The following is a 12,742-nucleotide window of genomic DNA, read 5'->3' as shown; positions in this document are numbered from 1 at the left end:
ATCGCCTCCTACCTGGTGACCCAGTACTCCTCGTTGGCCGTGCTGACCGACGATGCACTTGCCGTGCTCGAGGGCGCTGCGGTGGACCAGTTCCATGAGTACAAGTGAGTATCGATCGGTAGACGCCGAAGGCGACCTCCCGATCAGCGAGGCCGAACTGGCCGCAATGGCGAATCAGCTGTTTGCCGCCAGCTTTCGGCCCGGTAATGACAGTCCGCCGCAGACGGCTCCGCCGGCTCCGCGCGGAAACGTCCCCGACACCACATCGGCTGCCAGCTATGCACAGTCCGGCTTGGGGTCGCAGACCCACCTGGAGCCGACCGCCGTAATGGCGACACCGTCGCTGGCGGTTCCGGCTCCGAGTTCACCGGGGCCCGAACCGATTCCGCCGCAGGCGGTACCGGTGGCACCGCGGGGGAGCGCACCCGATCTGACCTCAGTGACGTCGGCCGGACATGCCGGGAGCGGCGTGGGCAGCTCGTTCAGTCCGTTCAACCTCGGCGAGTTCACGGTGCCCGACGGCATCATGCCGACGGCGCCGGGCGTGCTTGCGCAGGCGCGCCCGGCGGCTCCGGTCGCTCCGCGCGGTTCGGTGCCGGGGTGGTCGACGGAGGTTCCGGGGATTCCGGATCTCAGCTTCCTGTCATCACCCGAATTGGCTTCGGCCCCATCGGGTGACGAGGCGAGTTACTATTTCACCTCGGCAGCTCCCGGGTTGGCCGAACCGGTGCCGCAGATTCCGGACAAGCACGAGATCTTCGATGTGCACGCCATCCGGGCGGATTTCCCCATCCTGCGCGAAACGGTCAACGGCAAACCGCTGATCTGGTTCGACAACGCCGCCACCACCCAGAAGCCGCAGGCGGTGATCGATCGGCTGGCGTACTTCTACGCGCACGAGAACTCCAATATCCACCGTGCCGCACACGAATTGGCCGCCCGCGCCACCGATGCCTACGAAGAGGCCCGCGAAGCGGTTCGGCGGTTCATCGGAGCACCGAAATCCGAGCAGATCATCTTTGTGCGCGGCACCACCGAGGCGATCAACCTGGTGGCCAAGGCCTGGGGCGGCAAGCACCTGGGTCCCGGCGACGAGATCGTCATCACCAACCTCGAGCACCACGCCAATATCGTTCCCTGGCAGATGATCTCGCAGAAGACCGGCGCCGTCCTCAAAGTTGCGCCCGTCGACGATGCCGGTAATCTGCTGCTCAGCGAGTTTGAGGACCTGCTGGGGCCGCGGACCAAACTGGTTGCCGCAACGCAGGTTTCCAATGCGCTGGGCACGGTCACCCCGGTGGACAAGATCGTCGAACTCGGCCACCGCTACGGAGCCCGAGTCCTCATCGACGCCGCCCAATCAGTCCCACACATCCCGATCGACGTCAGCAAGACCGGCGCCGACTTCCTGGTGTTCTCCGGCCACAAGATCTTCGGCCCGACCGGGATCGGGGTGCTCTATGGCACCGAGGAGGCACTGGCCGAGACACCGCCGTGGCAGGGCGGCGGCAACATGATCGCCGACGTCACCATCGAACGCTCGATTTATCAGGGCCTGCCCAACAAGTTCGAAGCCGGCACCGGCAACATCGCCGACGCCGTCGGACTCGGTGAAGCCATCCGCTACGTCGAGAAGGTGGGGATCGACCGGATCGCCGCCTACGAGCACGCCCTGCTGGAATACGCCACGCCGCGGCTGGCCGCCATCCCCGGGGTGCGGCTGATCGGTACGGCCGACGAGAAGGCCAGCGTGCTGTCCTTCGTCCTAGCCGGCCACGACTCGCTCGAGGTCGGCAAGGCGCTCAACGCCGAGGGGATCGCCGTCCGGGCTGGACACCACTGCGCCCAGCCGATCCTGCGGCGGATGGGCGTAGAAACCACCGTTCGGCCGTCCTTCGCGTTCTACAACACCTACGACGAAATCGACGTCTTCCTCAAAGCGGTACGCCGAATCGCAGAAGGTGGCACCAACACCGGGTAAGCGTGGGCCCGTCAACGGTGCAGGCGAGGGTGACCCGGTGCAACGGTATAGGTCACGTCGACCAAAAGAACGCACGACAGGCACGTCTAGTCGGCGTGGCCGACATGCGACCGGGGAGTAGCGAATCATTGGATTGTTGGGCTAGCCCGGAACCCGCACCGTCATGAACGTGGCAGCGCGGCGGAGCCGGAAGCCTAGCGACTGGTAAAGGCGAATCGCGTTGGTATTGCTGGCCGCTGCGTGCAGGAAGGGTATCTCACCGCGTTGCCGGATGCCGTGGGCAACTGCATGCACCAGGCGGGTGGATAGGCCGCGACTTCGGTAATCGGCCGCGGTGCACACCGCGCTGATCTCCGTCCACCCGGGTGGATGCAACCGCTCGCCGGCCATCGCGACCAATCGGCCACCTCGACGGATACCCAGATAAGTGCCCAATTCGATTGTGCGCGGTAAGAAGGGCCCCGGTTTCGTCTGCTCGACCAGCGCCAGCATCTCCGGCACATCGGCGGCGGTCAGTCGTACCGCCTCGTCATCGGGTTGAGCGGCGACGCCGTCGTCAACCAGTTGGACACCCGCACCGCGCGCAACGATCTCCCACTCGGTGGGCGGCTGACCTTCGACGCCCGCGAGAGGGATTAACGCCCCGGGACCGGCAAGCGCGGCGATATCGGCCCAGTCCTGATCGTCCGGAGACAACGGCAGGGCCACGAACGGTGAGACGTCCACCGGATATCGCAGCGCCCTGCCCTTGCGTTCGGCGAAATGCGTATGCGGCCCGGAAAGCGATGCGTAAGCGGGGTTGTCAAGCGGGTGCCGCGCCGCGCCGGTCGACAGGCCATCGCCTGCAAATGTCGCCGCCGCGCGGTCAGGAGGCGACACTGCTGGATGCGTTACCGGATTGTGCACGCAGGGGAGCGAGCCCCAGATGGTCGCGCAGGGTAGTTCCTTCGTAGTCGCTGCGGAACACGCCACGCTCCTGCAGGAGGGGCACGACCTTGTCGACGAGGGGAGCAAGCCCGTCCGGCGTGATGTGCGGAACCAGGATGAAGCCGTCGCTGGCATCGGCCTGGACGAATTCATTGATGGTGGCGGCAACGGTCTCGGGGGAGCCGATGAAGTTCTGCCTACCGGTGACCTCGATGATCAGCTCACGGGTGGTCAGGTTCTCCGCCTCCGCCTTGGCGCGCCATTCGTTGGCTACGGCGACCGGGTCCCGGTGCATCCGGACGCTGGCCCGCCCGCGGGCGATGACGTTCTCCCCAACCACCGGGTCGACAGTGGGCAACGGACCATCGGGGTCGTGGTCGGACAGATCCCTGTTCCATAGCTGTTCGAGAAACTTGATGGCCGTCTGCGGTGAGACCTGAGCCAACCGGACCTCGTGTGCGAGATCCGCTGCTTCAGTGTCGGTGTCGCCGAGGACAAAGGTGGCCGCGGGCAGGATCAGCAACTCGTCATGGCGGCGTCCGTATTTGGCGAGTCGGCCCTTGACGTCGGCATAGAACGCCTGACCCGCGTCCAGCGTGCTGTGCCGCGAGAAGATCGCGTCGGCATCGGCGGCCGCGAATTCACGGCCCTCGTCAGAGTCCCCGGCCTGGAAGATCACGGGTCTGCCCTGCGGACTGCGGGGGACATCGAACTGGCCGGTGATATCAAAAAACGCGTCGCGGTGGGTGAATGCACCGGGTGTGGGGTTGGACAGGAAGACACCGGAGGCCTTGTCGGCCAGGATCTCGTCGCCGTGCCAGGAGTCGAGCAGTTCGTGTGTGGTGTGCAGGAAGCTGCGGGCCCTGTCGTAACGCTGATCCTCCGGGAGATAGCCGCCTCGGCGGAAGTTCTCACCGGTGAACGCATCCCAGGAGGTGACGACGTTCCACGCTGCCCGGCCGCCGGAAAGATGGTCCAGGCTGGCGAATTGCCGTGCCACTTCATAGGGTTCGTTGAACGTCGAGTTGATGGTGCCTGCCAGTCCAAGGTGTTCTGTGACTGCGGCCAGCGCGGCCAGTACGGTGAACGTGTCGGGGCGACCCACAACGTCGAGGTCGTAGATCTCATCGTTCTGTTCGCGTAGCCGCAGTCCCTCGGCGAGAAACAGGAAGTCGAACTTGCCGCGCTCGGCGGTCTGGGCGAACCGTACGAACGAGTCGAACTCGATGTGGCTGCCCGCCGCCGGGTCGCTCCACACCGTCGTGTTGTTGACACCGGGGAAGTGGGCGGCGAGATGAATCTGCTTGGTGGGCTTACTCATATCACAATCCTCGTCAGGCTGTCGCATAGCGGCTGGTGGGGCGGTCGAAGCCGAGCGAACCGCGCAGTGTGTTTGTGCCGTACTGGGCCCGGAACAGGCCGCGGCGCTGCAGTTCCGGCACCAGCCCGTCGGCGATCTGGGTCAGGTCATGTGGCAGCGTGGCCGGCCGTAGCCGAAAACCGGTAAGGCCGGCGGCATGCCACTGCTCCAGCAGATCGGCGAGTTCCTGAGGCGTGCCCGCAAAAATCTTTGCGTCACTGGCGTATTCGCTGCCCGCAGTTTCGTCGAGCCGTTGCTGTCGCGCCTGGGCCGCGCTCGTCGTGTCGTCGAGGAACACCACCAGGTCGGCGAACAACAGGAGATCATCGGTGCGTTCCACGGCTCGTCGTGCCACGGCGACACGTTCCACAATCGTGGTGGCGTACGCAATGTCATGCGGCGTCACAAACCCGACGTCAGCCGTGCGGGCGATCAACCGGTAGTCGTCGGCGCCGTGGTCCAGTGCGGTCACGATCGGCTGACCTTGCGGCGGCCGGGGAGTGATCGACGGTCCCTTGACCGAGAACCATTTGCCCTTGAAGTCGATGTAGTGCAACTTGTTCCGGTCGATGAACCGGCCGGTGGCCACGTCACGGATCTCGGCGCTGTCCTCCCAGCTGTCCCACAACCGGCGCAGTACTTCGACGTAGTCCGCCGCCTCGTCGAAGTGCTCGGCAATGCGTTCTCGCACCTGACGATCTCGCAGCAACAGCGCAGTCACGGGGGTGATCTCGCGTCGACCGAAGTGCGCGGCCGCATCGGTGCGGCTCGCGACCTGCACCCGCACCCCGGCGCGACCGGTGCTGACGTAGTCGAGGGTGGCGATCGCCTTCGAGGCGTGAAACGGCTCGCTGTGGGTGGTCGTGACGGTGGGGACGAGTCCGATGCCGGCCGTCCGCGGGGCGACCCTGGACGCGATCAATACTGCGTCGAGGCGGCCGCGTACCCGATCGGTGCGCTGGTCGGCGGCGAATTTATCGTCGGACTGCAGGGTGAACGCATCCTCGATCGTGACGAAGTCCAGCAGCCCTCGCTGAGCTTCGACGACCAGGTCAGTCCAATAGCCGGCTGTGAGAAGGTCTGCCGGCCTGGCGTCAGACTCCCGCCAGGCGGATGGATGCCAGCCGGCGCCATCAAGGGCGACGGCCAAGTGAATCAATGCTGACTGTTCTGACATGAACTCGGGCTCTCGTCGGTCGGCGGAGTGGAGAATATGGCCGATGCGGCGACGTCGCCCTTGCGGTTAAGACGTTCGCCGCTCACGACAACAACGCGAGGCGATGTAGCCAACGGCCGAACGCACGATGAGTTCCTCACGGTCGAGACACTTGCGACTGTCGATCCAACAACGACTCTAGCCCGGACATTCCCAACATCATCGCTACGATTCAAACCATTCCGCGGCGATGGCAGCGAATTTTAAGATGGCGCCGAGATTTCCGCTCAGGTGAGGCGACGCACGATGACAAGCCGCAAGGGTCTGTTCATCAGCTCGTCCGCGATCCGGCTGACCGGTATCGCGGAGGCAGAAGGTCGTGCGCTCCTTCCGGTCCTCCGTGCACACGCCTCCTCGCCCAACTCCAGCATCGGATTCGGTTGGAATGCCGGAGATTTCGTCATCTGGGACAACCTTGCCAGGTGGCATTTCGCAGTCAATGACTACGACGTTCCACGGGCCTACCGCAAGGTCATTGCCGGCTGAGCTCAGCCCTCAACGTGACGCTGTCGCCCCGACGAACGGGATCGATACCGGTGGTGCGTCGACCCGTCCGCTATCGAACAAGCCGCGCTCCCGCAGTATCGGCACGACGCCCTCGCCGAACCAGAACAGTTCTTCCAGGTGCGGGTACCCGGAGAAGATGAACTCGTCGATGCCGACCTCGGCGTATTCGGCGATGCGGTCGGCGACCTGGGTGTGGCTGCCGACGAGCGCCGTGCCCGCACCGCCGCGGACCAACCCGACGCCCGACCACAGATTCGGCGCGATCTCCAAGCTGCGGGCGTCGTGCCACGAGCCGTCGGCGCGATTGGCCTCGTGCAGTGCGAGCATCCGTCGCTGCCCTTCGGACTGGCTGCGGCTTAGGCCCGCCTGCGCGGCCTTGACCGTCTCCTCGTCGAGTGCGGCGACGAGTTTGTCGGCTTGCGCCCACGCCTCGTCGGCATCGTCGCGGGAAATGGTGTGTAGACGGATCCCGAATCGCACATTGCGGCCCTGCTCGGCGGCCAGCCCGCGTATCCACGCGACCTTCTCGGCCACCGCCGCCGGCGGCTCACCCCAGGTCAAATACACGTCGGCGTGCCGCGCCGCGACGGGCCCGGCCGCAGCCGAACTACCGCCGAAGTACAACGGCGGCACCGGATTCGGTGGGATCGCCAAGGACGCTTCTTCGACACTGATGTAGTTACCCTGCGTCGTGACCGTGTCGCCGGCCCAGAGCCGTCGGACAACCTCGAGGAACTCGTCGGCCCTCTCGTAACGGGCGTCTTTGTCGAGATGATCACCGAAGGCCCGCTGTTCGTGCGCCTCGCCGCCGACGACAACGTTGAGCAGGATGCGCCCCGGTGCATGGCGGGAGAAGGTGGCTGCCATCTGCGCCGACAACGTGGGACTGACCAGCCCGGGCCGGAATGCCACCAGGAACCCCAGTGAGGTGGTCTCGCGCGCGAGCAATGCCGCGGTGATGAACGCGTCCTCGCACCACGCACCGGTGGGGATCAGTGCCCCGGTGAACCCGAACGTTTCGGCAGCGCGCACGATCGACGCCAGATAGTCGATGGATGCGTCGCGGTCACTGTGTGCGGCGCCGACGGCTGTGCCGTGACCGCCACCCACGATCAGTCGGCTGTCGCCGTAGGTCGGCAGGAACCAGTGCAGCTTGACAGTCATAGGTTTGACAGTAGCGACCCCTCACGCACAGCGACTGCAACCGGTCCCATCTCACGCCAATCCGGTTTTAACTCAGCCTGATCCGAAAGAGAACGTGCTCAATTGGCCGCCCGGACGTCCACTGACGGAGCTGCGCTCTGCGCACATCTGAGTCGACGGGCGTCGCGTCGTTAGCCTGAATCAGGCCGCCACTGACAGTGCTCGACGAGCACCACCTCAATCCAGGAGTGGCGGGCACGTCACCCGCAGTGCGACCGAGTGCTGTCCTATCAACTGCTTGCCGAGGAGTGGGCCCGGCGATGATCGTCAGATGATCGGATCAGCCTGTGCCACAACGACGGAAGCCCTAGAGATGCGCGACGTCACCGCCTAGCTGTTGGTACCTCGGGTCCCATTAGGTGTCGCGGATCTTCTGCTCAAGTAGGAGACGGCGGCGGGGTCGTTCCTCGACGGTTCGGCACCAATCGGTTCATCGTTGTCCGCCATCAGGCGATCACTCGTTTTGGCACGGTCTGTCGATCGGCGACAGCCGCCTCGGTGCGGTACTGCTGGCGTTCACTGGATGTCATCGCGCCCCACACCCCGTGTGGTTCTGGGGTATTCAATGCGTGTGAGAGGCATTGGGCCCTCACCGGGCAGTCGGTGCAGATACCCTTGGCTTGTCGTTCAAGTCGACGACGATTAGCGCGTGGGCCGTCTTCGGGAAAGAACACCTCCACCGGGTGACCGACGCATCGCCCGATCGTCTGCCACTCCCATTCGACGGCCAACGGCGGCGGAAGTCGTTGGCCGGAGCGGGCAGACAGCGATAACGGATAGCGCGACACCACGATGGCAAGCACTCCTCTCGGCGGTATGTTGTCCTGATCATGAGCGTTCAGCCTCGCCAAGCCGAGGTATGTGATCGAGGTGAATCTAGAAGGATGGCGCTGACCGGTAATGTCGGCAGCTCGGCGACGGCTCTACTCCATCGGGGTCTCGGGTCCGTGATGATCCGCCTGGCTTGATCCCGTCGACGACTCAGTGCTCGAAGAAAAGTGCTGTGGCTGAGGCGAAATCGGGGTTAGCGGCTCAAGACATCTAATTGTTCATAGAGCCGTAGGCGTGTTCGTCGGCGTTGGGGGCGTTGCGCCGCTGGACCTCCCGATGCCGATCCCGATGCCGATGCCGATGATCGCTGCCTGCGGCAACGTCATCTCCGAGAGAAGGCCAAGGGCCCGGTCCGCGTCAACGAGACCAAGACCGGCGGGGCGGCGGGTGGATCCCGCTGATCGCATTCGCCATCGTCACGCTGCGCGATCCCGACAACTTCGCCGAACAGTGGCGCAAGACTCGCGACGAACGGGGCGTCCCGGATATCCGCTCGCACAGCTTCCGTAAGACGGTCGCGACGCTCATTGACGACGCCGGCCTGCCTGCTCGCATGACCGTCGACCGCCTCGCCGCCGCCATGCGCACCGCGGCCACGTCGTGGCCGCTGTGGAGTCCTTGCTGCACCGCCAGTAGCAAAAATTCTGCGCCCCCGGCAGGAATCGAACCTGCGACCTAGGGATTAGAAGGCCCTTGCTCTATCCGACTGAGCTACGGAGGCAGCGCGTGAATAGTCTAGCGGGGCTGGTTTGCCAGAAGGGGCGCGTGTAACTCCCTGTGAATTGGAATCTCAGTGAGCGCAGATCCACGCGAGCGTCAGTCAGTGCCGAATCGGGCCTGCATGGCCTTCTGTAGCCGCTGCACTTCCTTCAGCTTTTCGCGCAGCCGCAGCACCGGTTCCGGCGTCCGCTCGGCACCCCAGCCGGCGTCGAGCCGGCTCGACCAGCGGCGCTCCGCGACGGCGATCAGATCCTGGAGATCCTCGATCTCAGCCTGCATCAGGTCGCTGAACAGCCGCGCCTGAGCTGCATCGTTGGGATGAAATGCATGCTCCGTCGATTTTCGCGGAAACCGCCGGCTCAACGGCGCGGTCACGTGCGCGATGTACGAAGGCTCGGTGCGGGCGGTCAGGGCGCCGGCCGCAGCGGTATATGGATCCTCGAGAAGCATCGTCAAATCATCATGGAAATCGCCCGACGTTTCCTGGGAGTCAAGTTGGCAGACAGCGCGACGTCATCGCGCGTTCACTTTGCCGGGCGACACGCGGCCCGGCTGAGCTAGCTGGCGTGGTTCGCCAATTATCTTGACCTCTGGCCTGCACGAAGAGCGCGGCGGCAAACCGGAACCTGAGAATTCCTCAGCTTCGGCCAAAGTTGAGTTATGGTGTGACGACTGGCACACGCCTGGTCCATGCGCCGCTTCCGCGGTCTGGCAAAGGCGTTAGGCGAGCTAAAGACAAGGGAGTCTGACAGCTTATGAGCAGCCCGTTCGAGCAGGTCACCGCGCGCTGTACGCGGGCCTTTCACACTGGTTCGCTGTTGCTGCGGGGTTCGCCGGCTGCCGCGGGCTGGGTACTCGGTTGGCTCTCGGCGGAATTCGCCCCGCAGGTCCTCACCGGTCACGCGCTCTCGGCAGTCCCGTCGCCGCTGGAGAAGATCGCCTGCGCGCTGGCCGTCCAGAAAGCCGACACCGTCCTCGACGCCGCGCTCCAGGAGACCTTCGGCCGGAACTACACCGACGCCGTGCGCCACCCGCTGGAGGCGTACACGGCCCGTCGGCCCAGTCTGGCCGGCGTCGTCGAAGCCGCGCGTCGTCGGGGCCGGTACGCAAAAAAGACCACGAACATCTCCTACGGACCCGGCGGGCGCAATCACCTACTCGACATCTGGCGCCGCCCTGACCTGCCGGAGGGGTATCGCGCACCGGTCCTGATCCATGTGCCCGGCGGCGGGTGGTCGGTCAATGACAAACGAGGCCAGGGCTATCCGCTGATGACTCGGATGTCCGAGCTGGGCTGGATCTGCGTCTCGATCAACTACAGCCGCAGCCCGCGCAACGCGTTCCCGGCGCACATCATCGACGTCAAGCGCGCCATCGCCTGGGTGCGGGACAACATTGCCGAGTACGGGGGTGACCCGGACTTCATCGCCATCACCGGCGGTTCAGCCGGCGGGCACCTCTCCTCACTGGCCGCGCTGACCGCGGGGGACCCCACGTTCCAGCCGGGCTTCGAGGACGCCGACACCAGCGTCCAGGCCGCCGCGCCGTATTACGGCGTCTACGACCTGACCAGCTCCGACAACATGCACCCGCTGATGATGCCGCTCCTCGAACATGTCGTCATGCAACGCCGCGTGGCCGATGATCCCCAGCTGTACCGGGATGCCTCGCCCCTGCACCGCATCCACCGCAACGCCCCGCCGTTCTTCGTGCTGCATGGTGAAAACGACGCTGTCATCCCGAGTTCGCAGGCGCGGGCCTTCACCGCCGCACTGCGAAAGTCCGGCCCCCGCACGGTGTCCTACGCCGAATTGCCCAACGCGCACCACGCATTCGACACCATCGCCACGCTGCGCTGCCAGATGGCGGCCGAGGCCGTCGCGAGCTTCCTGGGCATCGTCTACGGGCGGCACGTCGCGGCGGGCAAGCGCACCAGAAGGGTTGCGGTCAGCTCCGCGAGCTGACGCTCAGGCCACCGTCATCAGATAGTCGGCGCCACCGCGATAGACGATGGTCGACGGGCTCGGCGTGACCGCGGCGTTGACGATTGCGGTCGCGAATTCCTCGGCCGGGACGATGACGGTCCCGTCGCCGGACACCACCGTCAGGTGGATTCCTGCGTGGTCGAGCTCGGAACGCATTGTGTAGAGCGCGGTTTCGCCCGCCCGCTTGCTTGCGGCGACGCCCGCGTATCCCTTCGGCACTGCCTTGTTCGGATAGAAATGAGCCTGGTGGCTGGTGACATACACGATCCGAGAATCGGCAGGCATCAACGGCATGGCCAGCGACACGAGTCGGCGCTGGGCGTCGCGGTTGAGCCGCATCGCGTAACCGGGATCCGCGCCCTTCTCGAGGCCACCCGACGCGTTGAGGATCAACGCATCCAGCTTGCCGAACTGGGTCGTGACGTATTGCATCATCGCGGCGACCTCAACATCGTCGGAGATGTCGGCAGCCAGGGCCGTGGCGTTCCCGCCGGCAGCGCGGATCGCCTCGACGACCGCGTTCGCCCGATTCACCTTTTCCCGGTAGTTCACGATGACGTGGGTGTCGGGGGAGGCGAGCTGGCGCGCGACCTCGGCTCCGATACCTCTCGATGCGCCCGTGATCAGGACGACGCGTGCAAATGGCTGCATGGCGGGTTCCTTCCATTGCTGCGGCGAAGCCCACGCTACACGAACTCTAAGAAAAATAAGGTAAATATAAGATAACGCTAAACGGTGGCCGGCCTCCTCAGGCCGGTGAGCTCACCTCATGCAGCCTTCAGCCTGAGCGCTTTCCTGCCGTGAATGTCACTGGAACCGTGCGGTATCCGCGTGTGACGGAGTTCCCGTGGAACTTCGCCTCGGTGTCGGTGGACAGCGTGAAGTCGGGCATTCTGGCCAGTACCTGTTCTACGCCGATCCGGAACTCGAGGCGCGCGAGATTGGAACCGAGGCAACGGTGCACGCCCGCGCCGAATCCCAGGTGGCGGTTCTGCCGTCGGTCCAGGACGCAGCGCTCGGGCTGCGGAAACTCGGCCGCATCCCGGTTCGCCGAGGCGTAGTTGACCTGGACGGATTCGCCAGGACAAAACGTCTGCCCGTCCAGTTCGACGTCGCGTGCGACGGTTCGCGGAATGCCGTGGATCGACCCGGCGAACCGAATGAACTCCTCGATGGCGTAGGGCATGATTTCTGGCTCGCGAATCAGTCTGTCGCGTTCGCCTGGATGAGTGGCGAGGTAGTGGAAGGCGAACGACATCGCGTTGGCAGTAGTCTCCAGCCCAGCCTGCACCAGCAGCATGGCGTTGCCGACCACGTCCTGGAATGCCAGTTTCTGGCCGTCGATCTCCGCATTGAGCAGCACGTCGATCATGTCGTCGACTGGGGGGCCTTCGGAGTGCGCGACGACCGCGTCCGTGAGGTGCTGGTACAGCCCGCCCCACGCTGTGCTCCGCACTTCCTCTGTGGTGCCGTTGAGGGCGGTGTCGGTCAATTCGATGCACAGCGGGACGTCGTCGACGGGCAACCCGAGCAGGTACTTGAAGAAAACAATACCCGGCTGTCGCCATGCCACCTCGGCGAGGTTACCGGCTCCCGACTCGATGAACTCATCGATCAATCGGTCTGTCTCAGAACGTATTTCGGGCTGTAGCTGTTGCATCCGGCCGGGAGAGAAGTACGGATTGAGGACCTTGCGGAATTTCTGCTGACGCGGGGGATCGAGGGTGATCACGATATCGCCAGGAAATTGCTCGGCACCCTGCGGCGTCGGGTTGCTCGAGAAGTGCTCCCAGTCCTTGAGGATCGCGGAGCACGCGCTGTAGGTGACTGCCACCCACGACCCGCCGCCGTCGGGGGTCAGGAAGGGCGTGTCGGTATAAGCGAATGAGGACTTCGCGCGCATGACGTCGTATACGTCGTAGAGAAAGTCGTTGTCGTTGAAGTCCTCATGGCGCAGGTCCCACCGCTCGGCATGCTCTTCGCGAGATTTGGGCAACGTCACACCCCTCGAT

Annotated in this window: 11 protein-coding genes, 1 tRNA gene and 1 pseudogene; 4 read left to right on the top strand and 9 right to left on the bottom strand. The window is 64.8% G+C overall.

Annotated elements, in window-relative coordinates; translation table 11 throughout:
• Window positions 1-108 (top strand): annotated as a pseudogene (locus SLQ31_RS28815) (hypothetical protein); the annotation flags it as partial.
• The gene (locus SLQ31_RS28810; RefSeq protein WP_319437605.1) at window positions 95-1,981 is read left to right on the top strand and encodes a family 2A encapsulin nanocompartment cargo protein cysteine desulfurase; all 1,887 of its coding nucleotides are present in this window, start codon (window positions 95-97) and stop codon (window positions 1,979-1,981) included. The pseudogene SLQ31_RS28815 and the gene SLQ31_RS28810, both read left to right, overlap by 14 nt.
• Before the next feature lie 141 nt (window positions 1,982-2,122).
• Here SLQ31_RS28810 and SLQ31_RS28805 read toward each other — a convergent pair whose 3' ends face one another.
• From SLQ31_RS28805 to SLQ31_RS28795, 3 genes are read right to left on the bottom strand one after another with little or no spacing between them, the layout of a single operon-like run.
• Complete coding sequence (locus SLQ31_RS28805; protein WP_319437612.1) at window positions 2,123-2,815, bottom strand: GNAT family N-acetyltransferase; 693 nt, start codon at window positions 2,813-2,815, stop codon at window positions 2,123-2,125.
• A gap of 31 nt (window positions 2,816-2,846) precedes the next feature.
• On the bottom strand, window positions 2,847-4,229 hold the full coding sequence (locus SLQ31_RS28800) for an NtaA/DmoA family FMN-dependent monooxygenase (RefSeq protein ID WP_319437604.1): 1,383 nt from the start codon (window positions 4,227-4,229) through the stop codon (window positions 2,847-2,849).
• A gap of 13 nt (window positions 4,230-4,242) precedes the next feature.
• Window positions 4,243-5,445, bottom strand: a complete 1,203-nt coding sequence (locus tag SLQ31_RS28795; protein WP_319437603.1) for an LLM class flavin-dependent oxidoreductase — start codon at window positions 5,443-5,445, stop codon at window positions 4,243-4,245.
• Between the two features lie 285 nt (window positions 5,446-5,730).
• On the opposite strand from SLQ31_RS28795, the gene SLQ31_RS28790 reads away from it, so the two are divergent.
• The gene (locus SLQ31_RS28790; protein WP_319437602.1) at window positions 5,731-5,970 is read left to right on the top strand and encodes a TauD/TfdA family dioxygenase; all 240 of its coding nucleotides are present in this window, start codon (window positions 5,731-5,733) and stop codon (window positions 5,968-5,970) included.
• Window positions 5,971-5,979: 9 nt separating this feature from the next.
• On the opposite strand, the gene SLQ31_RS28785 is transcribed toward SLQ31_RS28790, so the two are convergent.
• The 4 genes from SLQ31_RS28785 to SLQ31_RS28770 all read right to left on the bottom strand — a co-directional run bounded on the left by SLQ31_RS28785 (window position 5,980) and on the right by SLQ31_RS28770 (window position 9,120).
• Window positions 5,980-7,155, bottom strand: coding sequence for an LLM class flavin-dependent oxidoreductase (locus SLQ31_RS28785; RefSeq protein ID WP_319437601.1), 1,176 nt, complete (start codon window positions 7,153-7,155; stop codon window positions 5,980-5,982).
• Window positions 7,156-7,640: 485 nt separating this feature from the next.
• Entirely contained in the window at window positions 7,641-7,982 is a 342-nt protein-coding gene (locus tag SLQ31_RS28780; protein ID WP_319437611.1) for a WhiB family transcriptional regulator, read from the bottom strand.
• A gap of 690 nt (window positions 7,983-8,672) precedes the next feature.
• Window positions 8,673-8,746: transfer RNA gene (locus SLQ31_RS28775), tRNA-Arg, on the bottom strand.
• Window positions 8,747-8,841: 95 nt separating this feature from the next.
• Window positions 8,842-9,120, bottom strand: coding sequence for a hypothetical protein (locus SLQ31_RS28770; RefSeq protein ID WP_319437600.1), 279 nt, complete (start codon window positions 9,118-9,120; stop codon window positions 8,842-8,844).
• Window positions 9,121-9,500: 380 nt separating this feature from the next.
• Here SLQ31_RS28770 and SLQ31_RS28765 point away from each other — a divergent pair, with 380 nt between their 5' ends.
• Window positions 9,501-10,709: an alpha/beta hydrolase gene (locus SLQ31_RS28765; RefSeq protein WP_319437599.1), complete on the top strand. Its 1,209-nt coding sequence runs from the start codon at window positions 9,501-9,503 to the stop codon at window positions 10,707-10,709.
• 3 nt (window positions 10,710-10,712) lie between these two features.
• Here SLQ31_RS28765 and SLQ31_RS28760 read toward each other — a convergent pair whose 3' ends face one another.
• Both SLQ31_RS28760 and SLQ31_RS28755 read right to left on the bottom strand, forming a co-directional pair.
• A complete protein-coding gene (locus SLQ31_RS28760; RefSeq protein WP_319437598.1) occupies window positions 10,713-11,381 on the bottom strand; it encodes an SDR family oxidoreductase in 669 nt (222 codons plus the stop codon).
• Between the two features lie 127 nt (window positions 11,382-11,508).
• Window positions 11,509-12,726: a cytochrome P450 gene (locus tag SLQ31_RS28755; protein ID WP_319437597.1), complete on the bottom strand. Its 1,218-nt coding sequence runs from the start codon at window positions 12,724-12,726 to the stop codon at window positions 11,509-11,511.
• Window positions 12,727-12,742 lie beyond the last annotated feature (16 nt).

Origin of the sequence: Mycobacterium sp. RTGN5 (genome assembly GCF_033804465.1) — a bacterium.
Taxonomy (GTDB): domain Bacteria; phylum Actinomycetota; class Actinomycetes; order Mycobacteriales; family Mycobacteriaceae; genus Mycobacterium.
Note: the sequence above shows the minus strand (reverse complement) of the source record. Positions and strands in the feature narration are given on the sequence as shown.